Source organism: Bacillus cereus group sp. BfR-BA-01310, assembly GCF_022664325.1.
GTDB lineage: Bacteria > Bacillota > Bacilli > Bacillales > Bacillaceae_G > Bacillus_A > Bacillus_A paramycoides.
Genome location: NZ_JAKUHD010000035.1, coordinates 1 through 24128, shown reverse-complemented (window position 1 = coordinate 24128; position 24128 = coordinate 1). Strand labels below are relative to the sequence as shown.

The following is a 24128-nucleotide window of genomic DNA, read 5'->3' as shown; positions in this document are numbered from 1 at the left end:
TAGACATCGTAAACGGTGAAGCAATTATGGGCGCAAATATCGTACGCGATATCTTCGCTTCTGTTCGTGATGTTGTCGGTGGCCGTGCTGGCTCATATGAAAGTAAATTAAAAGAAGCACGTGACATTGCAATGGAAGAAATGAAACAACTTGCTACGCAAAAAGGAGCAAATGCAATCGTTGGTATCGATGTAGACTACGAAGTGGTTCGCGATGGAATGTTAATGGTTGCAGTAAGTGGTACAGCTGTACGTGTGTAAATAGATAGAAAAGTCGCATCTCATTGGTGAATCGCACATCCAATTGTTAGACACAATTAACAATTGGATGTGCAATTTTTTATGGACATCTACATTTAAGTTTATGCCTAATTAATCAGTTAAATGGATAATGTATTGTTTGTTTTGATTACACTCCCTGTCTCTTTTATTAATGTGGGTAACATGTGCATTTTTCTGGAATGCAGGAAATCCCTACATTACTTTTCATTTGGATTTATTTCCTTCATTTGAATTTGGAAAATATCACTGTCTTTTATGCCCAGGACCAGCATCTCATCTTTTAATGAACGTCAGGGCTCAATCTTGATGGATCCAGTAGTTTTATCCCGTAAGGTGTATTCGTGAATGGGGTAGCACCACATCGCTATCAAGCTAATAAAAAGAAATGCCCCATGCCCATCAACTTAAGATTCTGAAATACCCCAAAACGAAAATTTTGTGCATTATGCTCATTTTTATTGTTTTGAGGTAACCCGTTCTTTTTAGCTTGATAGCGATGTGGTGGTACTTTTTTTATATATTTGCAAGACTTTTGTAACATTTATGAAAGACATTTGAAAGATATATAAACTATGATGATCTTAAATGCCCATCAACTTAAAAATTTTATAACATCGCAAAACAAAAAAATTATGCATTTTCACATAAAGATGTCAATTTTCTCGTTTTGGAGGTATTTGTATTTCTTAGCTTGATAGCGATGTGGTGGTACCCCTACTTAAGGATATTGAATTTACTGTTTATATATATAATAATTATTATACTATTGTATTCAGAAAGGAAAATGAAATGAAAAAAATTATACCTACACTATGTATAGCTGGGATGACTTTAGCTATGTTAGGCGCATTCCCTCATAATAGCTATGCTCATACTGATCAAATTGATTTAACTGAGAATGATCCCATTGTTGCAAAATGGTCTGCAGAGGCTCCCTATCATTCTGATAAAAGTACACATTTATGGATTGCAAAACAAGCTATTGAAATTATGAAGGCAGAGTCTAATGTGGAAACAAATAAGCAGGCTGTAGACTTCTTAAATTTCCCACAATATAAAGATTTATTTTCAAAAGGATTGTATGATGCAGATTATAATTCTGAATTTAACGATGGCGGGTTAGGAATTGGCGGAGTTTTCAAAGGCGGATGGAAGTCACACTTTTATGATCCTGATACTCAGAAAAACTATCGAGGCGAAACAGATCCAACAGCTCTTACACAAGGAAAGAAATACTTTTATGAATCTGGAGAACATTTTCGAAATAAAGACTATGAAAAAGCTTTCTATTATTTAGGAGTAGCCACGCACTACCTTACAGATGCTACACAACCTATGCATGCAGCAAATTTCACTGCAATTGATACAAGAGCTATCAAATATCATAGCCACTTTGAAGACTATGTCACAACTATTCAAGATCAATTTGCAGTCAATACTGGCGGGAATTATAACGATTCTTTCTCTAAACCTGAAGAATGGATCGATTATGTAGCAAAAGTAGCTAAACCTGAAATCCAGAATATCGTTAATGATAATACACTTAAGTATTACAATAGTGGTAAAGCACAATTGTGGCAAGAAATGGTTAAACCAGCTGTACAGCGAAGCTTAACAGCTGCTCAACGCAATACAGCAGGTTTCTTAAATCTTTGGTTTAAAACTTTTACTAAAAATGAGCAGGCTCCAAGTATAGAGAAGGCATTAATCTATGATACAGAAGGAAATATCGTAGAGGAAGGCAAAAACTATTATATCGTACCAAGTGAATCACCTTATCAAGGTTTAACATTTAAATGGTTCGCAGCAAATCGTTACGATTATGTGTTACTTGCAAATGGAAATAACAATGCACAATCTGGCACACCTATAGAAATTGAATTTTACAAAGAAAATGATACAAAATTACACCATGGTGAGAGCGTATATCTTCACATGAAGAGCTCGAGTTATGATCAATATCAATATTTAAATTGGTCTAATTATTCTAGTTGGGTTCACCTTTCTCAAAAATCTGATAGTTTAGCTGATTTCAAAATTCAAATAAACCCGAATAACCCTGCAGAATATAACATTTATACAGATGGTTATCCGTTAAATTATGAAAATATAAACGCAGAAAAAAGTTGGATCGTACTAGGAAAAAAAACACAAAAACCTAGTTCCTGGAAGTTTATACCTTGTAGATAAAATAGGTATACCACTCTACCCTAATCACCGAGTTTGATACTCTTGAGAAAGAGCTTGTATCTTATGGATACAGGGTTTGTCTTTATTTATTATTATGGACAGTGATTTAGGGAAATAAACATACTCGGTGATTAGGGGATAGGTAACTATTTAAAACATTTGAGAGCTCGGTAATTGGGTAAAGAAAAAATGAGCCGAACTCTTATGAATAACTGTGAAAAGGTAAAATTTTTGTTATGGGGGTTTTTGAAAATCTAAGCTTGATGGGCATGGGGTATCGCCAGCATTTTGGAAAAAACCCACGCTAAGAACATGCAAGATTTTATGCAGTTTTTCGGCTAATTTAGTAACAAACGAGAACTCTAAAACCGCGCCAGGATAGGAATGTATAAAAAAATGAATAGAGTCATAGAAAAAGAAAAAGACGGATTCCTTGTGAGAGTAGGAATCCGTCTTTTTCTTGCTACCGATAATAGGACGTTATGTTAACCTAACATGAATACCATATACACCCAAAATTACACAACATATCGTTCCATTATAATGTTAAAATACAAAAAGGGAGGTGTAAAATCATGAATAAACTTTTAGGTTTCTTGTTTGTTGCGGTTGGCATGTGCTTTCTCATGTTAACTTTGACAATGAAAGTTCAGAATGTTGCATGGGCTGTAATGTTAGGAGTCAGCATTGTGTCTAATATAGCAGGAACAACCTTATTGTTCAGATACATTAGGGAGTATAAGAAACAAGCATTTTAATTGTTTTTGCATTGTTGAAAAAAGCAAACTCCTCTCCGTTCGGGGAGGAGTTTGCTCTAATATTAAAAATTAGCTTCCTATAACTATAATTATGTAAATGATCTAGTGGTGGAGGTTCTGGTAAGGACAAGAAGAGGAACGTATAAAAATAGAGTTGTAGAAAAAGAAAGAGTGGATTCCTTATGAGAGTTGGGATCCGCTTTTTTATTACAACTGATAAAGAGACACTATATCTGACTTATATAAATATCCTATTTGTTCAAATTTGTCCTAGCTGATGGTACAATTAAAGTCATGGAGGGATATTATGGTAATTTTTTATGTAATACTGTTTCTTATATTCGGCACTGCAATATTCTTATTTTTCTTGTCTGGTACATCAAAAATTAAGGCTAAAAACCTATCATTGATAATGGTCTGTTTAGGGATAAATCTACTCACAAGTCCAATGGCTTTTTTTATAGGTGGGATGGCAACAGCCCCTCCAGATAGTACTACGCTTGATTTTTTTGGAGGATTTCTCTTTATTCAGGGAATACCGCTCCTCCTCCTACTTGCAGCTTTTTTGAAGTTTGCACTAACAAAGAAAACAAAACAAGTATAGAAGTACATAATGAATAGGTGGATGCCTTTTTAGAGGAGGGATCCACCTTTTTCTTGCTATCGATAATGAGACGTTATGTTAACGGAGTATGTATATGGTATACATACATTTTTTTGTAACAAATTGATTATTCTAAATGATACAATAAAAGAAAAAACTTTTCTTATAAATTACGACTACAAAAACGAGTAAAAGAACAATTAAAACCGTATTGTTTTCATTAGAAATAAATAAAGGAGAAGTATTAGAATGAAGAAATATACATACTTACCCCCTAAGGTAAAAGACTCTACTAAATCAGTCGATGTTATAGATGAAGCTGGAAATAAAGCATTCACATTTAAAAGGAATTACAAAAATATATTAACAAAAATGGCAACCTATATATGGAATATTGATTGGAACGTTCAAATTGATGTCTATTCCAATGATAGAGATATAGTTTATCAGTGCATAAAGAATACCAAATGGTTAGGAAAGCCTACGTATAAAGTTATTAACTATCTGACAGGTGAAGAATATGAAGTAAGTTATATTTCATGGCAAGTTGTATCCCCTGAGCTTCTTATTAAATCTGATTCTTGTGAACTCATAGTAAAGAAAGTACCAATGGATTGGGCAAAATTTTATTATCAAGGTAAAGAAGTAGCAAGGTGGAGAATGAAGACATCAGAATGGTTTAAAACATACTTAGAGATAGAAAAGGATTCTCCTATACAAGAACCAGAATTTTTTACGAGTATTGCACAAAGTCTGTTTTATATCGGTGAATAATTGACTTCCAATAACGAAAATTATGTAAATAAGCTGTCCATATGGGCGGCTTATTATTTTTTGCTTAACGTGGTTTTTTTCCAAAATGCTGGCGGTACCCCTTTATAAGGAGTCACACGACCGAAAAAAGATAATTGTACGTTAAGGAATATTTTTATTTCTTCTTTATTCTATTTATAAATTGACTGTGCACCTTTTTAGGAGTAGAATCATTTATGGATAATCATTATCCATAAATGATTCTGTTTTAAGGGTGGTTAATTTATGCGCATAAAATCTGGAATGGAACAAGCTGTTTATACTTTACTTTTGTTAACAAGAGTACCTGACCGTAATACTCTAACTTCCGAAGCGATCAGTGAACGTTTAGATGTATCTCCATCTTACTTGAAGAAATTAATGAGATTACTGGTACAGGCCGGATTAGTAGAATCAATAACAGGAACGAAAGGAGGATTTTCATTAGCAAGATCTCCAAAAGAGATTACTTTGTATGATGTTTTCCAAGCAGTCGAAGGAAGAGGCGCTTTTTTTCAGGGAAAAGGCATGGCTTTGTCTGTTTTTGATTCAAAAGAAACTCATCCTCAAGAAGACTGTGTTTTACCAAGGGTTATGAAAAAAGTACAGGATAAGTGGGCTCAAGCTATGAGTGAAGAAACATTAGTAACATTAATGGAGCAGATCGAAGAATTTTATGATGTAGAAAAAGTAGACGAGTGGATACGTGAGAAGACGTTGATGAACTAAAGTTTTCATAACACCGAATTATCCCTTATTTCTACAGGTATACCATAATTTCTTTTCAAGGATTGTGAATTCTAATGCAATCCAACCGAAGCAAGAATAACAATCCTATTGAATTTATGTTTTAAGCATTAGGATTGTTATATTAAATTAAAAAGCCTAAAATGTACCACTTCTTTACCGTGTAAATCTCTTAATAGAATGGGGTTATGCACATACATAATCCATTTCTATTACCCTTACACTTTAATTGACCTTGTGTAATAAAATTTTTATAGCTGAAAGAACGTAACTGAATGGAGGGGTTGATTAGAAATGAAATTACAACGTGCTGGCAATATAAACATGGAAGAATCTAAGGTTGAAGTACAACCATCCGCTAGCACTTGGAAACTTGTTATCCTGGCAATGGGATTCGTAATGGCAACCCTTGATACAACGGTAGTAAATGTCGCAATTGCAGATATTCAAAGCTCTCTTGAAATTAACCTTACTGGAATTACGTGGGTTGTAGATGGCTATATCCTAACATTTGCTTCTTTTTTACTTGCAGGAGGTTCACTAGCCAATCGTTATGGTGCAAAAAATATTTATATACTTGGTTTAGGCTTCTTTGTAATTGCATCACTATTATGTGCTACAGCACAGACTGCAAATATTCTTATAGCAGCTCGCCTTCTTCAAGGTGCTGGAGCAGCATTATTTATGCCAAGTTCTCTTAGTCTACTTGCACTTTCTTATACAGATGAGAAACAAAGAGCTAAAATGTTGGGTATCTGGGCAGCCATAGTCTCTACATCTGCCGGTATAGGTCCTTTTATTGGTGGGGTTCTAGTAAATTTGGCTGGATGGCAAAGCATCTTTATTATTAATCTTCCGATCGGTATTATTGCCCTATTTTTTACTTACAAGATGATTGCTCAGTCACCTCGCGTACAGAGTGAACTAAACTTCATTAGTCATGTTTTAGGTATTATTGCATTAGCTGGTTTGTGTTTTACCCTAATTGAAGGTCCTTCAATGGGTTGGTTTTCTCTTCCAATCGTTGGTTCGACCCTTATAGCACTTTTAACTGCAATTCTTTTTGTTATAAGAGAACGTAAAACAGAAAATCAAATAATTCCAAGCCAGTTATTTAAGAATCCGCCTTTCTCTGCGGCAAATATGGTAGGGTTTTTGCTTAACTTCTCTCTTTTTGGTGGCGTCTTTATGCTGAGTCTATTCTTACAAGAAGCTCGTGGTTCAAGTCCTTTTATAGCGGGATTACAGTTATTACCTATGATGGCTGTTTTCGTGGTAGGTAACCTTTTATTTGCTAAAGTAGCTACCCGTTTAGGTTCAAGATTACCTATGCTCGTAGCTTTATTTACAGCAGGAATTGGCTCATTGTTATTGGTGATCTTCATTTCGCCATCTATGCCATATTGGTTATTAGCAGTAATTTTCTCAATAATCAATTTAGGAGTAGGTGTAACGGTTCCAGCTATGACCGCAACGGTTATGCAAGCAGCAGGGCCATCTCATGCAAACATGGCCGGAGCTACATTAAATGCAAATCGACAAATTGGTGCTTTAGTTGGCGTAGCAGTTATGGGGGGGATCATTCACTTATCAGGAGGCTGGTATAGTAGTGCAAGTAATACATTCATAACTATGACTATCGCTTATTTAACAGCAGTATTTTTAGTGTGGCGTTTCATTCGAACAGAAACTAAATCATAATTCAATAACCGTATCATAGTACATCTTTACATAAAAAGACGATTCTGTTTATATTAAAGAGTCGTCTTTTCATCTTTTTTTAATTCTCTTAATTTCCGATATAAAGCCGCTTGATTTACACCTGTGATGGCGCAGGCACCATATCATTTCGGGAAAATTGTACGTTTAGACACATTTTAGACACAAAAAACAAGGGTATTTTATTCTTGATTTTTCTTTTCCCTTTCCTTCTCTTCTCCTTCTTCTATATTCCATTCATCGCCCCAGTAAATTTGAATTTCATCTCCTTCTCGCATGTTGTCATAGGCGGGAATTGTAACTTGAACACCTTCTCTAGCATTTTCTATATTAATCAATTCATCCGTGTCTGGAGTTTTTGGGATTGCTAATTCTTCTTTTGAATCATTTGATTTATTATTAGTCATCTTCATCTCTCCTCTGTAATTAAATAATTTCTACGTCCCCCGATATTATTTCCACTTTATGTAAGCTTATACCTATTCAATCGTCTCGTAGTGTACAGAGATAATAAAGTTGTTTAAAAAACACCAGTCATGATATTTAACAGCCGGACCATTTTGTTGAATATAAGCAAAGAAGGAATGTATACAATTGTGTTGAAGTAGATTAAGGTCGATGTTTAAAAAATGGAGGGGTTATGGTGATTATTGAAACGACTGTGCAAGTTCGTGTTTCAGACTTTGAAAAGGGAAAGGAATGGTACAAGTCACTACTGAATAAAGAGCCTGATTTTGTACCTCATGAAGGATTTATTGAGTTTGAACTCGTACCCGGGAGTTGGTTACAGGTAGCCGAGGGAACGCCAACAGAAGGTAGCGGTCCGATACGCATGGGTGTGATGGATATAGAGGCTGAAAGAGATAGAATGATAAAGGAATTAAATATTGAGCCTTTTGAAATATATTCAAGAGAAGAGGTTCCCGTAAAATGGGGAAGCTTTACAGACCCATGGGGGAATCGCTTAGGTTTTTTCGAATATTTGAATGAAAATGAAAAGGATGAAACAATAAAAAGAGTTCATGGGACGACGGCTAAGTAGTTAGTCCTTATAACCACCCCCTCCTCAACTAAAGGGCTCTATTGTTGAATAAATCTTAGATTTTTAAACGACTTTATTGTTATATTTTTGAGTACAGTGAAGTATCTTATATCGAAAATTAAACAAGCATAACCCCGTCCTAAATTTAGAACGGGGTTATGCTTGTTTTAGGTTTTAAAATTAAATAGCTTTATTGTCTTTTTACATCCATCTGTAAAAGTATACCTTTACAGATACATAGGAAACTATAAAAAACCACGTCTATAAATATCCGTTTATTTTATATATCTTTACAGACATAATTGTTATCATTATCAATGAGGTGTAGCATATGAAACATAAAAAATTTGGATATGTGCGAGTTTTGAGTAAAGATCAAAACGAAGAACGGCAAATTCAGAATATGAAGAATTTAGGGATAGAAGAACGGGATATTTTCATAGATAAAGAATCTGGAAAAATATGGAACAAGAGAATTATCAAATGCTAAAACGTCTTGTTCATACAGGAGATACCATTGTGTTTGATTCCTTGACAAGACTTGGAAGAAATATGAATGATACATTAGAAGAATTTAGATATTACGAAAAACATAAAGTAAATTTACAATTTATAAAGGAACTATACATTAACGTCAATTACACTGGAGAAAGTACAAATGATGTTATTCAGAGTGCAATTCAAAAAGCAACACTGACAATATTATCTGCCTTTGCAGAAAAAGAGCGCATTGATATTAAACAACGTCAAGCTGAAGGAATTGCTCTTGCCAGAAAACAAGGTAGACGTTTAGGACGTCCGCCTGTCGAAATAACAGAAGAATTTACGGATGCTTACAAGGAATGGAAATCTGGCTCGATTACGGCCGTAGGAGCTATGAAAAAGTATGACATCAAACGTTCTTCTTTTTATCATTTTAGCCAAGAAGACTCCTTCCTCAAGGAACGCGAAGTGAGTAGGTGGGAGATGAATTGGCTTCGGACAAGGGATGGCAGGAGGCCATCTTAATTGTTCGACATACATAAACTGTTACTTCACTACCTATCGAATGTATGTTTGTTGTATGATAGACGTATATCGAAATGGAGGTGAAATGAATGATGATCAATAAAGCATATAAATTTCGTATCTATCCAAATAAAGCACAAGCGATCCTAATCAATAAAACGATTGGCTGTTCTCGTTTTGTATTCAATCACTTCCTATCTCTGTGGGATAATGCATATAAAGAAACAGGAAAGGGTTTGACATATGGTACATGCTCTGCCAAACTTCCTGCCATGAAGAAAGAGTTTGTTTGGCTAAAAGAAGTGGATAGTATTGCGATTCAGTCGTCTGTTCGCAACCTTGCGGATGCTTATACACGCCTTTTCAAAAAACAAAACAATGCCCCGCGTTTCAAATCTAAGAAGAACAACGTACAATCTTATACCACAAAACAAACAAATGAAAACATTGCCGTTGTAGGAAACAAAATTAAATTGCCAAAACTAGGTCTTGTTCGATTTGCCAAAAATCGTGAAGTAAAAGGACGTATTTTAAATGCTACAGTTAGACGGAGCCCTTCTGGCAGATACTTTGTGTCATTGTTAGTTGAAACAGAAGTGCAAGAACTTCCGAAAACGAGTTCTTACATTGGAATGGATGTGGGACTAAAAGATTTCGCCATTTTGTCAGATGGAACAACCTATAAAAATCCAAAGTTTTTTCGATCATTAGAAGAGAAGTTGGCAAAAGCACAGCGTGTTCTTTCTAGAAGAACGAAAGGATCTTCTCGCTGGAATAAACAACGAGTAAAAGTAGCTAGAATTCATGAATACATGACGAATGCTAGAAAAGATTACTTGGACAAAATCTCGACTGAAATCATCAAAAACCACGATGTTATCGGTATAGAGGATTTGCAAGTATCGAATATGTTAAAGAATCATAAGTTAGCAAAAGCAATTAGTGAGGTATCATGGTCACAGTTTCGAACTATGTTGGAATATAAGGCAAAATGGTACGGCAAACAAATCATTGTCGTATCGAAAACATTTGCTTCAAGCCAATTATGTTCTTGTTGTGGATATCAAAACAAAGACGTTAAAAATCTAAACCTACGTAAATGGGACTGCCCTTCTTGTTGTACACACCATGATAGGGATATTAACGCAAGTATCAATCTAAAGAATGAAGCGATAAGGCTTCTAACCGCAAGGACTGTGGAGATAGCCTAATAAATTAGAGTTCGATAGAACTCTTTACTTAGGAATCCCCCTCTTCTAAACGAAGTGAAAGTGGGGGTAGTTCAATAATACAGGAACCTTACAAAAAAGCGAGATACAATCCATATTAATCAATAAGGCATACAAATTTCGTATTTACCCAAATCAAGAACAAAAAGCCTTAATTGCGAGACTCATTGGTTGTAGTCGTTTTGTATTCAATTGTTTCTCTGTCATATAAAGTTATACTTATAAAAAGATAGGGAAAGGATTAACGTATCATTTTTTCTGACGAGCTTACTCAATTAAAAAAGAAAATGGTACGGGAAGCAGGTTGTAGTTGTATCAAAAACGTTTATTTCTAATCAGCTATGTTCGAGTTACATTTATCAAAATAAAGATGTTAAAAATCTAAATCTTCGTGAGTGGGATTGCCTTTCTTGTAGCACACATCACGATAGAGATGTTAACGCAGGACTAAATCTTAGAAACGAAGCTATCCCTCTTTTAACCGTAGGAACTACAGGGATAGCTTACTCAATTAAAATCGTTAGGTTTCCATACTTAGGAATCTCCTACTTCAAACAGCCCTTCAGGACGTTAAATGATGAGTAGTTCGAATTATTTGAATTTTGAGGGGCGCATAATATTTCTAGCAGGCTTATTAGTGGATTCTGCTACTTGTTTATATACCTGATTTAGTTTTCCTGCTGTATGCTTAAATGTGAAATTTTTTTCCACAACGTTTCTGCCGTTTTCAGCAATCCATTGTGCAAATTCTCGTTGAGATAACAAAACATGGACGAGTCTGGCATACTCCATTGGATTAGTATATTGTTCTACTAGACAGCTGTTATGTTCATCTGTTATAACTTCAGCATTTTTCCCACGGTATTGGGATTCCTGCAGCCATTGCTTCATAATGAATACGTGCCAATGGTTCGTTCCAATGTGAGCTACATATAAATATATCCCCCATTAGAAACATATTATGCATTTGATCTGCCGGAATAAATTTAGTGAAAATTACGTGCTTTTTAATTGGTTTAGCGATTCTATATAATTTTCTAATATATTTATTTACTCTGTTATCACTAAACCATTTACCACCAACAATTACAAGCACCGTATCTTTATGTGTTTGAATAATTTTCTTCATAGCGTGAATGAGTAAATGTGGACCCTTATTTTCACATAATCGGCCAACAAATAGAATCACTTTTTTATCTTGGATATCGTATTTTGTACGAAATTCACTTCTTATTTTTTGCCCTGTTGGTGTCCAGATAGAAGGGGACTGTTTTAAATTAACATCAGAGTAGACAGTAGAAATTTTATCTTCAGCTTGTGGAAATCTCTCAATCACAGTTTGTTTAATATAGTTACTAACAGTCATGATGGCGGTAACCTTTTCAATAATAAGATTGCCTGCATAACGATATGTTCAGCGAACATATCGTTATGCAGGCCTAATACAAATTTACTGTGTGGAGAAGCTTGTTTATATAGAGGTATATTTTTGGGACGATTAAAGACACGTATAATATCAAAGGTATTGGTTTGGAGTGTCCTTATAACATTCTGCTCATATTCTTTTTGAGGAAAATACATGTAATTGACATTATCTCGTGTTATTTGCTCTGGAAGACTTGGATCTGAAATAGAGAAAATGGTAAGCTCATACTCTTGACTTATATAGGGAGACACCCCATCAATCATCATTTGAATTGCTCCACCTTTAAACGCTGGAGATGGTAATTTTTCTGTACATATATATGCAATTTTAATAAATTAATCTCCTTTGTATAATTGTTTTACATAATGATATTCTGCCTCCAGACCGTCGAATAGAGGAACGGTTGGAGAATATTGTAGTAATGTACTGGCCTTAGATATATCTGCCCATGTTTGTTTCGGTTCCCCAGGAACTGATTTTAGAAAGTTTTTAGTTGCTGATTTACCTAATATTTTTTCTAGCATAGAAATAATGTCTAAAATGGATGCTTGTTCTTTTCCACCGATATTGATAATTTCACCTATTATATTTTTTTTTGTCTCTAAAGCGGCCACAGTTCCTCGTATACAGTCATCGATATAGGTAAAATCACGCGTTTGTGTTCCATCACCAAATATCGTGAGAGGTTTATCTTCTAACAATTGTTTAATTAATCTATGAAATGCCATGTCAGGACGTTGCCTTGGCCCATATACTGTAAAATATCTTAAAATAACAATTGGTATGTGGAAATTTTTGTGATAAACATGACATAAGTGTTCACCACTTAATTTTGTAACACCATATGGAGATAGAGGGGTAGGTAATAAATCTTCAGAAACCGCGCCAGATTTTTCACCATAAACAGAAGATGTTGATATATGAATAAATTTATCTAATTTTACATGTTTACAGGCTTCAAGTAAATGTTGTGTAACCATTATATTGTTTGTTACATAATCCTGAAAATCTATTCCCCAGCTTGTTCTGACACCGGGTATAGCAGCTAAATGATAAACTACGTCTATATCTTGTAATAATTGCGATAAATCTGTAGTTAAAATGTTTTCTCGTATGAATTCAAAACGTGAATTCAATTGAAGGGATTGGATATTATCTGTTTTTAAAATAGCTGGAGTAGGACCGATGAAATGATCAATTCCAACTACATGATATGCATCATTTTTAAGTAACGCTTGACACAAATGAGAGCCAATGAAACCAGCGGCTCCCGTTACAAGGATTTTCATGACCGACCCACTCCTATATAGTGTAATCCGTATTTTTCTATTTCATCTTTTTCGATGCAATTACGTCCATCCACGATTGTGCATCCCTTCATAACTTGTTTGACTTGTTTCCAATTAAGTGTTTTAAATTCATTCCATTCCGTAGCAATAATAATACAATCAGAATTTGTAATTGAGGATTCTAGGTTCTCATGCTGTGTAACTTGTTTTTTTAAATGTGGAGGGAGAAAAGCTTTTGGGTCATAAGCATGTAGATCGTAGCCAAGAAGGATTAACTTTTCAAGAAGTAGTACAGCGAGGGAGCTACGAATATCATCAGTATTTGGCTTAAAGGAAATTCCTAAAACAGTTACTTTTTTTGAAGAGGGTTCTTTTATAGTATTTTTGATTTTTTTAACATAGAGATCTATCTGTGTGGAGTTAATGGATTGTACAGCTTGTAAAATAGGAACTGCTACGTGCCTATCATTTGCTGTATAGATGAGTGAATGTAAATCTTTTGGGAAGCATGATCCCCCATACCCCATTCCCGCTTGAAGAAAATGAGGGTTAATTCGAAAGTCATAGCCAATTCCTTTTGCCACTTCAACAACATCAATGTGATATGCATCACAAATTCGAGAAATTTCATTTATAAAAGATATTTTTGTAGCCAAAAATGCATTGGATGTATATTTAATCATCTCCGCCTCGTTTAATCCAGTGCAAAGGAAAGGAGCGCTAATCCCTTTATATATATCCTGCATAATTTCTAACGACTTTGTGTCATCTTTTTGGATACCTATAATAGTTCTATCTGGAATAAGCATATCGCGGACAGCAGAACCTTCGCGAAGAAATTCTGGATTAGAAACAATATTGAATAGGGATGATGAAACTCCACTTTTAATGAGTGTTTCATATAATTGCTGATTTGTACCTGGTGGAACTGTACTTTTCGTAATAATTGTTTTATATGATGTTATGGCTGGAACTAGTATATCAATAACGGAATAAAGATATTTTAGATCCGTCTTTCCACTTGATGTAGAAGGAGTTCCGACAGCGATAAGAATAACAGGTGATTGTCGAATAGCCTTATCGATATCACAAAGGAATTGTAATCGATTTTGATTTTTTCGAATAAGTTCTTTTAAATCTGGTTCGTAAATAGGACATTCTCCCTTTTGGAGAGAATGAATTTTATCTTGATCTTTATCTACACAAATAACATTATGACCCAATTCTGCTAATACCGCCGCTGATGTGAGCCCAACATAACCAGAGCCTATAATACATATATTCATATGATAGTCACCTTTCTGTACTTAGTACTAGTTGTTACAGTATATTGATGAACAACTTGGATTGGTGACAAGTGAAATGCCTATTCATATAAGCAGGGAAAGAGAAAAAAAGTAAAGGCCCCTTTTGATTTCGTCATGAGCAGGTAAGGAGTTGAATGAATATAAATATTTTAAATAAGTGAAGGAGAGAGGTTAGTGATTAAAAAAGCAATCATTCCAGCCGCTGGTTACGGCACAAGGAGTCTTCCAATTACAAAGGTGATTCCAAAAGAAATGTTTCCAATAGGGAATAAACCCGCGATTCATTATATTGTAGAAGAAGCTGTGAAGTCAGGCATTGAGCAAATACTAATTGTACTTTCTAGCCGAAAGGATTTAATAGTTGATTACTTTGATTATTCATTAGAATTGGAGGCTTTTTTAGAAAAAGAAAAAAAATCACATCTGTTAAAAGGGCTTGCTATCCCTAATGTTCAAATCCATTATATAAGGCAACCATATGCGAGAGGACTTGGTGAGGCGATAAAATTAGGTGAAACATTTATTGGTAACGAACCTTTTGCTGTACTTTTGCCAGATGATATTGTAGTTTCGGATAAAGAAACCGCTTTAAATCAGTTGATTAGTATTTATAAAGAGACGAAAAATAGTGTAATAGGCATTCATACGGTACCAGATGAATGTTTAGAGAAGTATGGTATTATTGAAGGGAAGATTGTAAAAGAAAATTGTGTTAGTATTACAAATATTATCGAAAAGCCGAAAGTAAATCCTCCATCTAATCTTGCCGTACTTGGTAGATATGTTTTTACACCTGATATTTTTCCTTTATTAAAAAATATTCAACCTGGTGTTGGGGGGGAATATCAATTAACAGATGCAATTCATTCTTTAATTATGACTAAAAAAGTATATGGAAAAATGATTGATGGGAAACGATTTGATATCGGACAAGAGGATGAATATATGCAGCTTCTTAATCTTATATACGGACAAAACAGAACAAGTAAGAATTAATTTGTGGAAAAGGGTTCAGCCAATATACATTTGAAATCAATGAACGATTCCTGAAGAGTTGATGAAACACATGTGAAGGTTAAAAGTAATTAGGCGTATTTGTATCGTGCTTTTGATTCAGAAGGGAATACAATTGACTTTTATTTAAACAAGAAAAAAATCATATGGCTGCAAAGTACTTTTTCAAAAAAGCTTTGCGGTCTTTTCATGTTTCTAAGCCTCGCGTTATCACAGTAGGCCAGAGTCCAATCTTTCCGATAGCAATTGTAGAATTGCAAAAAAGAAAAAAAGATACCCGTAGGCAGCTCAATCAGACAAGTCAAATATCTAAATAACATTATGGAGCGGGATCATCGTTTATTAAGAAACGGGATTCTGCCGACATCGCCATCAACCTAAGATAAATTTATACCATAATTCACAGAAAATAGGATTCTTTTTGTAGAAATATACAGATAGGAATCTATTTACAACAGAAATGGAATGCGAATGCTCAGTCATTCAAGAATCCCAGCCGTTAATTCGTTAGGATTAGGGCTCGCGACTTTAGTCGTGGAAGTCTCAATTCGGGTTATTCTCGCTATTATTTTTTAGCTACTGAGCACTTTCCTGAAGAAGTTCGTGGTACTAAGTCTTTATCTTCATAAATAGCATCTTCACACAACGGACACCGTCCAACGATGCACCCTATTCCGATTAAGCCACCTCACTTCTCTACAAAATGAAACATTTGCCTATTTTTTTCACATTCTATTGAAACAAACGTATATTATAGTAGGAGACATTCCTTTCTTGCGAAACTCATAAGGGCCCTTTTTCAGGGCTTTTTTATACTTAAGTATGTCCGAAGAGTTTTGCAATTAATTGACGTTTACATATCTAAGTAAAATAAAGATAACAAATTTGGTTATATGACGTGGGAATTTTATTTAAAAAATGATAACAAGTATATTCTTATTCATCCAACATTGTATGTTTTGTTTGTTTTATATATTAATTGTTTTATATGTTTTATATGTTTATATGTTTTAAGAGCATGAAATGTCTTGATACATAAGGGATGATGACATTTAATTATAACAAAAATGGTTTTAAAGATAACAAATGTGGTTTTAACCATAACAAAAATGGTCTTAAAGATAACAAATTTGGTTGCTTAACTATAACAAAGATGGTTTTAAAGGTAACAAATGTGGTTTTAACCATAACAAAAATGGTTCTAAAGATAACAAATGTGGTTGCTTAACTATAGCGAAAATGGCTCTAAAGATAACAAATGTGGTTGCTTAACTAAAGCAAAAATGGTTCTAAAGATAACAAATGTGGTTGCTTAACTAAAGCAAAAATGGTTCTAAAGATAGCAAAAATGGTTCTAAAGATAGCAAATTTGGTTGCTTAACTAAAGCAAAAATGGCTCTAAAGATAGCAAAAATGGTTCTAAAGATAGCAAATTTGGTTATATACTTGTTATAGTTAGTAGAGCAGTAGAGGTAGGAAAGAAGGGACGTATGTAGGTATGTCTAAAAATCAAGATTTGCAGATTAAAGAGAACAATATTGTTTCAAAATCAAATACTTTGATTGAAGCAAATTCACGTTTGAATTTAGTGGAACAAAAAATGTTACTTTGTTTGGCTAGTAATATTGAACCCAATGATTGGGATTTTAAAACTTACACATTCCCCATTAAACATTTTCATGATCTACTTGGTCTAAATGGATCTACTAAATATTCGGAGTTAAGTAAAATTACAAAGGAATTATTATCAAAAGTAATTGAAATTCGGGCTGGGGAAGAGCTGATACAGGTATCCTGGCTTTCTTCAGCAATTTATAACAGGAATAAAGGAACAATTGATATGCGTTTCGATCCGTTATTAAAGCCATTTTTATTAGAATTAAGCAGCAAGTTTACAAGCTATAGACTAGCTAATGTTATTAAATTGAAAAGTACATACGCTATACGTATTTATGAACTACTTAAACAATATGAAGATTTAAAGGAGCGTACAATTAGTCTCGAAAATTTAAGGTATTACTTAGATGCGATGGATATATACCCCAACTATGCAAATTTTAAGCAACGTGTATTGAAACCTTCCCAAAAAGAATTAGACCAAAAAACAGATATTTCTTTTGAATATGAAGAAATTAAATTAGGTAGGAAAGTACAAAAAATTAAATTTATTATCCGTAGCCAGAAAAAGAAAGATCACAATTTAGTTCATTTTGAAAAGAAATTAGATAAATTTCAACAGCCCAATACATTTGAACAAAAAATTAAAAGATTTGAAGAACGCTGTAAAGAAAAAGTGTTTCCTAAAGTGTTTAAAAAATGGGAGGCTCATAAAGAAACTGTATTAGAAATAATTGAGGATATACGTTTTCGTTCAGATATTGATTCCCCAATCGGTTATGTAGAATTCACTCTAAATTCCCGATTAAAAGAACTGTCCGATAAAGAAATACCAAACCCAAGTAGCCAAATTGAAAATAAGTCTCATAATAATAGTGTATTAGGGATTGATAACATTATTAATTTAGTTATCAGTAAATATTCAACATCTACAGGAGCTGTAGCTACATTTTTAGTTAAAGATACAGCAATTGAGGAACTAGTTAGAGTAGTTACATTAGAAGAAGCTGAAGCCATTTGGACAGAACATGAAGCGTTTGTCATGGATAAAATTTATGAATGCATTAAAAAGAATAGAAGACAGAAAAGATACTAGATGTAAACGATCTACAAGATTTCCTGACCAAATATTAGTAACCAGCGTTGATAAAGCCCTAATAATATATAAACCAGATACAGCAATGGCCGACTCTGTTATGTTAAGAACGATAAGGTTTAGAGTAATAAAGTAAACCCAACTTCCAACACTTGAAACACCAATGCTAAACAATAAGATAGATGAATACCGCCAAGTTTCCAATGCTTTTTTAACGAATTTACCGAATGAATTCTCCTTCCTCAAGCGTGTGAAGGGCGATAGCCCAACGGTAGGTGGGAGATGAATTTCGGTTTGGCATAGCCAAAAATTTTTGATAAACTAGCTATATGAAGCTCTTTGATAACTTGATATATGAGGTTGCAGGAAGAAAATAGAGTGCGAAAACCAAGCCATTCGGTTCCTGCGTAAAATATCAACCGTACCAAAAGAGCGTCCAAGCGTTGGACATCTAGGATTGGAACACTCCGAAGTAACGCTCAGGGAGATGAAAGGTTGCTTTCGTCGTGGAACTGAGAAGCTCTCACTTCAAGCTTTGCTAAGTGGTGAGTAGTTCACACTCAATTGAATTCCTCCTAAAATATAATGCAGCACTTAAAACAAAATAAAAAAATCCCACCCCGAGACTTAATTGTCTTGGGTCGAGATTTTAGATCGCGGTACCACCCCAGGTTATTAATACGTCACCATATTAACCTTATCAGGTATAACAAAAATACCTATACCCTAGCTCTATAACGGGAGCACCCGTCACACTATCCCCCTATAGCAGGTTCCAATGTGCTGTTCTGAGCCTTACTTCAATAAAGAAATTCTAACCCTTTTTCAGCTACCAGGGTTCTCTGTATAGAATTCACTTTATTTACTCTTCTCTTCATTGTATTTAATTTCATATATAATAACATTATTGGATATACATCATAAATATTTTTGTTATATCTCATATACATACTTAGTCAACATAATCAACAGTTATGAACGGCTTTGGAACCTTGTATTGTTCCTAGAGCATTTGGCTTATTCTGTGACTTTACCCATAAAGTTGCCGCTAAAGGAAGCATATCTTTGCCGTGGATTAATTATTAACCCATAAGCTTGCCGTGAATGCTGTTGGTTTGTAATAAAGTTTGATCAAAATGCTTGAGTTATTTGTTGCTAGTGAATAATTTTTCTACCTGTGTTTGCTCAACAATCGCGCCCGATTGTTGAAGATCATTGCTTAAATCTTATTCAAGATAAGCACCCGTTCGCTGAATATGGAATATCGTTTAACAAATCATAGGATATTGTGAATCTAACCTTTTAGAAGGTTTAAAAAGAACGTTCTAAACTCTAGAAGCGGTCTTTCCTTATATATTCAAATGTTAACTACTGCTCTCGTCACTACATTCCCCATGAGGTGGATGATGATGGGCGCAGCTCTCTTCCCGGTCACACCGGTAAGCTAGTGTTGCGGGATTCGTATTGCCAAATGTCAGGTACCACGGTACTCCCAATGGTCCGCCCTTTTTATAAGGGGGGACCACCTCCTTGAACTTCTTGCTATGGACATTATAACGCCGTACTGAACCGGTAAATTCGCCTGTAGGAGCCCCCGTAGCATTGTCAAACGGGCCCGTAATAGGGACAAATAATTTTCCATCCGGTCCAAAAAGGAGTGCCTGTGCGAAAGCACGTGGTTTTCCCGGGGCATAGAGGTCAATCTTGCCGATAAACTTGCCCGTATCACCATCGAAGATCAGAATTTTGTCGGTGTCATTAGGATCATCAAGATTTTTGAAACTAGTGACGTAGAGGTTGCCGTCAGGACCGAAGACTAAACCTTCGGGACGATGGAGGTTGTTCTTGTTATTACTCACAATAAACACATCGAACCCCCCTGATTTCAGGTTGAAGCGCAGCACCCAGCCTTTATTTGGATCTAAAAAGTCAATGGCGGAGACATACAGCAAGCCGTCAGGACCGAAGACCAATCCGCGGGGGTGGAAAGGGTTGAAGCAGTGGTGGTCGACGTTGCCTAGAAACATCCCAGTGGAACCATTGTACATCCGCACTTCTCCAGGCACTTCTATGCCCGTGTTAAAGTCGAAGTCACCAACATCTGCCACAAACAGGACATTATGTTTGGAGAGTACGATACCGCGCGGTGCCAACGGAGCGCCTGGTTCGGCTGAACGGACGAGTTCGCCCAGAAACGCCCCGGTTTGCCCATTAAACTTCAATATGTCGCCATTCACGGGTTGTCCGACGTTCTGGTTAGTGACAAGAAGATTGCCCATATGGTTAAAGATAAGTCCCCGAGGACCATGCAAGATGCCACTATTTGGTGCGACAAAAGTGCCAAGGAACTTCCCTGTTTTCGGGTCGAAAGTCTTCACGGTGTCGTCGAAGCTATCACCAATGTAGAGAAAGTCGCACTGGAAGCATCTGTCCTGATCTTTTTGATTATGCATTTTATCACCCTTTTAAAAACATATTTTAAGTAAAAAACTAGCTTTTATCTATATTAATATATGCTTACGGAGATTTTTCGTATAGGACAAGCAGCTGATAATATAGCATATTTTTAAAGTTTGGAGCATATCTTTTGTTCTCTTCATAGCAACTTGCTTAATCATCTCTAGATCCACAAGTTTCTTCATTAAACGTTGCACAGTTTTATATGAAACTTCCATCTTTGCAGTAATTCTATTTTTGCATAGGAAATTAACACCTACATATTTACAGCTGTGGCGTTTTAAAATTTCAAGTAATGGATTGTATATCGGTACGCTTAATAGACATATGGATAGTGTCTCTGTATGTGCTCACAGTTTTATTTAATTCTTCTACTTCTTCAAAAGTAGAAAGGTTGCAATAAGATTCTTTCCTTGCGATAACATCGATACGAGTTTTCATTATTCGACTCCTTTGGTAAAACAAAAAAGCAACGTCACCAATGTGGTAAACGTTACTTAAGAAACCCTACTTGATGTACAATAACTCCTGAGAGTATGGCAAGTGTTTACTTGGGTGTATCAGGTGGACGGTATATAAAGTGCTGGCGCACGATATATACACGCTATGCTCTTTTGTTGTATTTGTTGTTTTGCCCACATACTTTTCCTTTTATAACGTTTTTTATCAATAAAGAAAAAATATAGATGAAATGCGGGGCTTGTTGTATAAACGTTTTTAACTTTTTATCGTCTATTATCTGATGCTGGATTAAAATCCAGCATTATCAGTAGTCAATAATGAATAGCAATTTCGTTATATGGGGATTTTGATTCTTTAGGTTGATGGCGATGTGGTGGGATCCCTATTTATATAGCCAGACTGAACTTTAATGGATGGTATTTTAATTTATATCTATTCATAAGAATAGAACTAGCATAGTATTTACTGGAGGGATTGAAAATGAATAGGAACGAAGCCTCATTACATCCTGATACGGGTGTTACATCTGGAATGTTTGTTGAACGATCATTAAATGAAATCCGTTTTTGGTCTAGAATCATGAAAGAGCATTCTTTATTTCTTCGATTGGGGTTTAGATGTGAGGATACTCAACTAATCCAAGAGGCTAATCAATTTTACCGATTGTTTGAACACATCGAACAAATTGCACATTCCTATACAAATCAAACAGATCCTGAACAAATAAAAAGATTTAATTCAGAAGTACAACAAGCTGCAACTAATATTTTCGGATTTAAACGAAAACTTCTAGGGTTAATTCTTACATGTAAATTGCCAGGGCAAAATAATTTTCCACTGTTAGTTGATCATACAAGTAGGGAAGCTGATTATTTTAGAAGACGTTTAATTGAATTAAATGAAGGTAAATTAGATGCTCTTCCGGATGCTATTATTAAAGAAAATGTTTTCTTTTTAAGGATTATGGCAGACCATGCTAAATTTATTGGTCATCTTCTTGATCCATCGGAAAGAAAGCTTGTAGATACAGCTCGGAATTTTAGCAATGATTTTGATGAATTGATGTATCAAGCAATTGACTTAGAATCTATGAAACCACAATCCCAAACAGTTCCTCTTTTAGACCAATTTTTGGATCAAAATCGTGTGTCGGTTACATCTCTTCGGGATTTTAAGAAAACAGCACGTGATTTAATTGAGCAATGTAAAATAAAGAGTATCATTCATCCATTATTAGCAGACCATGTTTTTCGTGAAGCTGATAGATTTCTTGAAATAATTGATATGTTTGATGCTCATCTTACAAGCGTTAAATCACAATATAAATAGTAGAAGAGGGGGAAAAGTACTGTTTTTTCGAGAAGCTAACAATTTATTGCTAGCTTCTTTTTCTTGAGATGGTATCATATTCCTTATTCAACGAACAGGTTCTTTAGTGAAGTAACGGTTCTGGTGCAAAAACTTCAAGGTAATTACAAATCATCTCTAAAACTTGGACATACTGATACTATTACTCTAAAAAGGTGTGTGATCGGTATGGAAAAGAAAAATTGGTTCAAATGGAAGCACTACCAGCTTGATATTATCTTATTAACGGTACAACCTAAGTTTTCGTGATTTGGTGGAAATGATGGAGGAACGGGGTTTATTCATTTCTCATACAACGATTATGCGTTGGGTTCATCAGTATGGTCCTGAATTGGACAAACGGATCCGACGTTACCTCAAACAAATAAATGGCTCTTGGAGAGTCGATGAAACATATATCAAAGTAAAAGATCAATGGATGTACCTGGATCATGCTGTTGATTCGAACGGAAACACAATCGATTTTTGCCTAAGCAAAACAAGGGATCATAAGGGTGCAAGGCGCTTTTTCAAGAAAGCTTTGCGGTCTTTTCATGTTTCAAAGCCACGTGTGATAACAGTCGATAAGAATCCAGCTTATCCTATAGCAATTGAACAGTTGAAAAAAGAAAAAAGCATACCTAATGGTATGCGACTTAGACAACAAAAGTACTTGAATAACATAGTAGAACAAGATCATCGCATTATAAAGAAGCGAATCCGTTCTATGCTAGATCTTAAATCTTTTGACACAGCTACATCCATTCTTTCTGGAGTAGAAGCCATGCATATGATTAAAAAAGAACAGATTACTTTATGGAACCAGTCTGTCCAAAATCAAAAAGAATTCATCCATCAATTGTTTGGACTTGCAATAAAAGATACGATTCCGTTAGGAATATATGTGCTTTATTCTCTTTTGTTTAATGTTTGCACCAGAACCGTTTTAGGCATATTTGGGGTTGAACTTCATATAATAGTAGTGAAAGGTCCTATCTCACATGTTACCTTAGACGATTTACGAGAGAGTACTTAAACGGGGAGTACTCTCTTTAGTTTGCACCTTTTGAAAAAGACAACCATATAATTGGAGTATAAGATATAAGTTTAGTCGTTTATATCGTATTCAACGTTTCTGGAAATTAAATCCTTATCACACGTTTGGGCATTTACGATTGTAGATGTCCTTTTTTATATAAACTAACAATTTTTTGTTAGAACACATGTATTAAGTGTCAGTCAACGGTAAGCGGAACGAAGTGAGCATTAAAGAGTTGACCGATTTATCTATCCCAGACCCTTGTAGGTTGTCAAACGGATACGGTTTGACCCTGTCTACCGGCTCGATTTGCTTTTATTGTCAAGTCGAGAGACCTAAAAGTAAGGAGCATACCAACATCAAGAAACAATGGAGAAATACTATGTTAACTTATTACGTTCGCCAAATGATCGCAAAGTTAGAATAATAATGTTTTGTGATTTTTCATGTTGTATATTTTATCATTTCCCGACAGAAAACTCCCACTTCAAGGAATGGGTAGGACATGGTCCAATGAGTAGGTGGGAGCTGAATGACGGTTAGGCAAAAGCCTAAAGGTTCTTCTTGGTGAAGAATCAGTATAAGGTACCGGTATCGTAATCAGTTCGTTCCAATAGAAAGAAAATGTTGCAGCTCCGAGGCATTTTTACATCTACGAAATTGTTTCATTGTAAAAGTTCTTTCATTTGTATATTTTTTTGAAA

17 protein-coding genes, 7 pseudogenes and 1 other annotated feature are annotated in these 24128 nt (G+C 35.0%); of the genes and pseudogenes, 17 read left to right on the top strand and 7 right to left on the bottom strand.

The features are described from left to right. The 7 genes from MR109_RS27560 to MR109_RS27530 form a co-directional block, all read left to right on the top strand. Positions 1-260 (top strand): heavy metal-binding domain-containing protein (locus MR109_RS27560; protein ID WP_242274602.1); only part of this gene is annotated, 260 nt, incomplete at its 5' end. 810 nt (positions 261-1070) lie between these two features. Next, positions 1071-2471, top strand: a complete 1401-nt coding sequence (locus MR109_RS27555; protein WP_242274601.1) for a zinc dependent phospholipase C family protein — start codon at positions 1071-1073, stop codon at positions 2469-2471. A 575-nt stretch (positions 2472-3046) separates the two neighbouring features. After that, positions 3047-3229 (top strand): hypothetical protein, encoded by a 183-nt coding sequence (locus MR109_RS27550; protein ID WP_178941398.1) that lies wholly within the window; start codon positions 3047-3049, stop codon positions 3227-3229. A gap of 307 nt (positions 3230-3536) precedes the next feature. After that, positions 3537-3833 carry a hypothetical protein gene (locus MR109_RS27545; RefSeq protein WP_078214360.1) on the top strand — a complete coding sequence of 99 codons (297 nt, stop codon included), beginning with the start codon at positions 3537-3539 and terminating at the stop codon, positions 3831-3833. A gap of 249 nt (positions 3834-4082) precedes the next feature. Next, positions 4083-4607 (top strand): tubby C-terminal domain-like protein, encoded by a 525-nt coding sequence (locus tag MR109_RS27540; RefSeq protein WP_242274600.1) that lies wholly within the window; start codon positions 4083-4085, stop codon positions 4605-4607. Between the two features lie 264 nt (positions 4608-4871). Beyond that, a complete protein-coding gene (locus MR109_RS27535) occupies positions 4872-5354 on the top strand; it encodes an Rrf2 family transcriptional regulator (protein ID WP_242274599.1) in 483 nt (160 codons plus the stop codon). A 342-nt stretch (positions 5355-5696) separates the two neighbouring features. Continuing rightward, a complete protein-coding gene (locus MR109_RS27530) occupies positions 5697-7073 on the top strand; it encodes an MFS transporter (protein ID WP_242274604.1) in 1377 nt (458 codons plus the stop codon). Between the two features lie 200 nt (positions 7074-7273). On the opposite strand, the gene MR109_RS27525 is transcribed toward MR109_RS27530, so the two are convergent. Further along, positions 7274-7498, bottom strand: coding sequence for a hypothetical protein (locus MR109_RS27525; protein ID WP_242274598.1), 225 nt, complete (start codon positions 7496-7498; stop codon positions 7274-7276). A gap of 236 nt (positions 7499-7734) precedes the next feature. Here MR109_RS27525 and MR109_RS27520 point away from each other — a divergent pair, with 236 nt between their 5' ends. The 5 genes and pseudogenes from MR109_RS27520 to MR109_RS27500 all read left to right on the top strand — a co-directional run. Then, the gene (locus MR109_RS27520) at positions 7735-8133 is read left to right on the top strand and encodes a VOC family protein (RefSeq protein ID WP_025149532.1); all 399 of its coding nucleotides are present in this window, start codon (positions 7735-7737) and stop codon (positions 8131-8133) included. 331 nt (positions 8134-8464) lie between these two features. Continuing rightward, positions 8465-9060: pseudogene (locus MR109_RS27515) on the top strand (recombinase family protein); the annotation flags it as partial. A 170-nt stretch (positions 9061-9230) separates the two neighbouring features. Continuing rightward, entirely contained in the window at positions 9231-10352 is a 1122-nt protein-coding gene (tnpB, locus tag MR109_RS27510; protein ID WP_242274597.1) for an IS200/IS605 family element RNA-guided endonuclease TnpB, read from the top strand. A gap of 103 nt (positions 10353-10455) precedes the next feature. After that, a complete protein-coding gene (locus MR109_RS27505; protein ID WP_098791238.1) occupies positions 10456-10581 on the top strand; it encodes a helix-turn-helix domain-containing protein in 126 nt (41 codons plus the stop codon). Between the two features lie 68 nt (positions 10582-10649). After that, positions 10650-10874, top strand: a pseudogene (locus MR109_RS27500) (zinc ribbon domain-containing protein); the annotation flags it as partial. 87 nt (positions 10875-10961) lie between these two features. On the opposite strand, the pseudogene MR109_RS27495 reads toward MR109_RS27500, so the two are convergent. From MR109_RS27495 to MR109_RS27485, 3 genes and pseudogenes are all read right to left on the bottom strand, one after another. Next, positions 10962-12128: pseudogene (locus MR109_RS27495) on the bottom strand (glycosyltransferase family 4 protein). 3 nt (positions 12129-12131) lie between these two features. Then, positions 12132-13085 (bottom strand): NAD-dependent epimerase/dehydratase family protein, encoded by a 954-nt coding sequence (locus tag MR109_RS27490; protein WP_242274596.1) that lies wholly within the window; start codon positions 13083-13085, stop codon positions 12132-12134. Next, positions 13082-14371 carry a UDP-glucose dehydrogenase family protein gene (locus tag MR109_RS27485; RefSeq protein WP_242274595.1) on the bottom strand — a complete coding sequence of 430 codons (1290 nt, stop codon included), beginning with the start codon at positions 14369-14371 and terminating at the stop codon, positions 13082-13084. The genes MR109_RS27490 and MR109_RS27485 overlap by 4 nt, the downstream gene beginning before the upstream one ends. Before the next feature lie 195 nt (positions 14372-14566). Here MR109_RS27485 and MR109_RS27480 point away from each other — a divergent pair, with 195 nt between their 5' ends. The 3 genes and pseudogenes from MR109_RS27480 (at position 14567) to MR109_RS27470 (ending at position 18119) form a co-directional block, all read left to right on the top strand. Then, on the top strand, positions 14567-15388 hold the full coding sequence (locus MR109_RS27480) for a UTP--glucose-1-phosphate uridylyltransferase (protein WP_002174975.1): 822 nt from the start codon (positions 14567-14569) through the stop codon (positions 15386-15388). Between the two features lie 27 nt (positions 15389-15415). Beyond that, positions 15416-15763 (top strand): annotated as a pseudogene (locus MR109_RS27475) (DDE-type integrase/transposase/recombinase); the annotation flags it as partial. 1141 nt (positions 15764-16904) lie between these two features. Then, positions 16905-18119 carry a replication initiation protein gene (locus tag MR109_RS27470; protein ID WP_002174974.1) on the top strand — a complete coding sequence of 405 codons (1215 nt, stop codon included), beginning with the start codon at positions 16905-16907 and terminating at the stop codon, positions 18117-18119. Here the strand turns inward: MR109_RS27470 and MR109_RS27465 are convergent. The 3 genes and pseudogenes from MR109_RS27465 to MR109_RS27455 form a co-directional block, all read right to left on the bottom strand. Next, positions 18120-18365, bottom strand: a pseudogene (locus MR109_RS27465) (hypothetical protein); the annotation flags it as partial. It abuts the gene before it with no gap. Positions 18366-18753: 388 nt separating this feature from the next. Further along, positions 18754-19006, bottom strand: a binding site (T-box leader). 477 nt (positions 19007-19483) lie between these two features. Continuing rightward, positions 19484-20572: a Vgb family protein gene (locus tag MR109_RS27460; RefSeq protein WP_242274594.1), complete on the bottom strand. Its 1089-nt coding sequence runs from the start codon at positions 20570-20572 to the stop codon at positions 19484-19486. 117 nt (positions 20573-20689) lie between these two features. Continuing rightward, positions 20690-21017: pseudogene (locus MR109_RS27455) on the bottom strand (hypothetical protein); the annotation flags it as partial. A 501-nt stretch (positions 21018-21518) separates the two neighbouring features. Between MR109_RS27455 and MR109_RS27450 the strand changes: the two are divergent. Both MR109_RS27450 and MR109_RS27445 read left to right on the top strand, forming a co-directional pair. After that, positions 21519-22367, top strand: a complete 849-nt coding sequence (locus MR109_RS27450; protein WP_002174971.1) for a DUF2935 domain-containing protein — start codon at positions 21519-21521, stop codon at positions 22365-22367. Between the two features lie 207 nt (positions 22368-22574). After that, a pseudogene (locus MR109_RS27445) lies at positions 22575-23256 on the top strand (IS6 family transposase); the annotation flags it as partial. Positions 23257-24128: the final 872 nt, after the last annotated feature.

What these genes read in the sequence shown, in the direction of transcription:
- MR109_RS27555 (WP_242274601.1), top strand. Translation starts at nt 1,071, where the DNA reads ATGAAAAAAATTATACCTACACTATGTATAGCTGGGATGACTTTAGCT.
- MR109_RS27550 (WP_178941398.1), top strand. Translation starts at nt 3,047, where the DNA reads ATGAATAAACTTTTAGGTTTCTTGTTTGTTGCGGTTGGCATGTGCTTT.
- MR109_RS27545 (WP_078214360.1), top strand. Translation starts at nt 3,537, where the DNA reads ATGGTAATTTTTTATGTAATACTGTTTCTTATATTCGGCACTGCAATA.
- MR109_RS27540 (WP_242274600.1), top strand. Translation starts at nt 4,083, where the DNA reads ATGAAGAAATATACATACTTACCCCCTAAGGTAAAAGACTCTACTAAA.
- MR109_RS27535 (WP_242274599.1), top strand. Translation starts at nt 4,872, where the DNA reads ATGCGCATAAAATCTGGAATGGAACAAGCTGTTTATACTTTACTTTTG.
- MR109_RS27530 (WP_242274604.1), top strand. Translation starts at nt 5,697, where the DNA reads ATGGAAGAATCTAAGGTTGAAGTACAACCATCCGCTAGCACTTGGAAA.
- MR109_RS27525 (WP_242274598.1), bottom strand. Translation starts at nt 7,498, where the DNA reads ATGACTAATAATAAATCAAATGATTCAAAAGAAGAATTAGCAATCCCA.
- tnpB (WP_242274597.1), top strand. Translation starts at nt 9,231, where the DNA reads ATGATGATCAATAAAGCATATAAATTTCGTATCTATCCAAATAAAGCA.
- MR109_RS27490 (WP_242274596.1), bottom strand. Translation starts at nt 13,085, where the DNA reads ATGAAAATCCTTGTAACGGGAGCCGCTGGTTTCATTGGCTCTCATTTG.
- MR109_RS27485 (WP_242274595.1), bottom strand. Translation starts at nt 14,371, where the DNA reads ATGAATATATGTATTATAGGCTCTGGTTATGTTGGGCTCACATCAGCG.
- MR109_RS27470 (WP_002174974.1), top strand. Translation starts at nt 16,905, where the DNA reads ATGTCTAAAAATCAAGATTTGCAGATTAAAGAGAACAATATTGTTTCA.
- MR109_RS27460 (WP_242274594.1), bottom strand. Translation starts at nt 20,572, where the DNA reads ATGCATAATCAAAAAGATCAGGACAGATGCTTCCAGTGCGACTTTCTC.
- MR109_RS27450 (WP_002174971.1), top strand. Translation starts at nt 21,519, where the DNA reads ATGAATAGGAACGAAGCCTCATTACATCCTGATACGGGTGTTACATCT.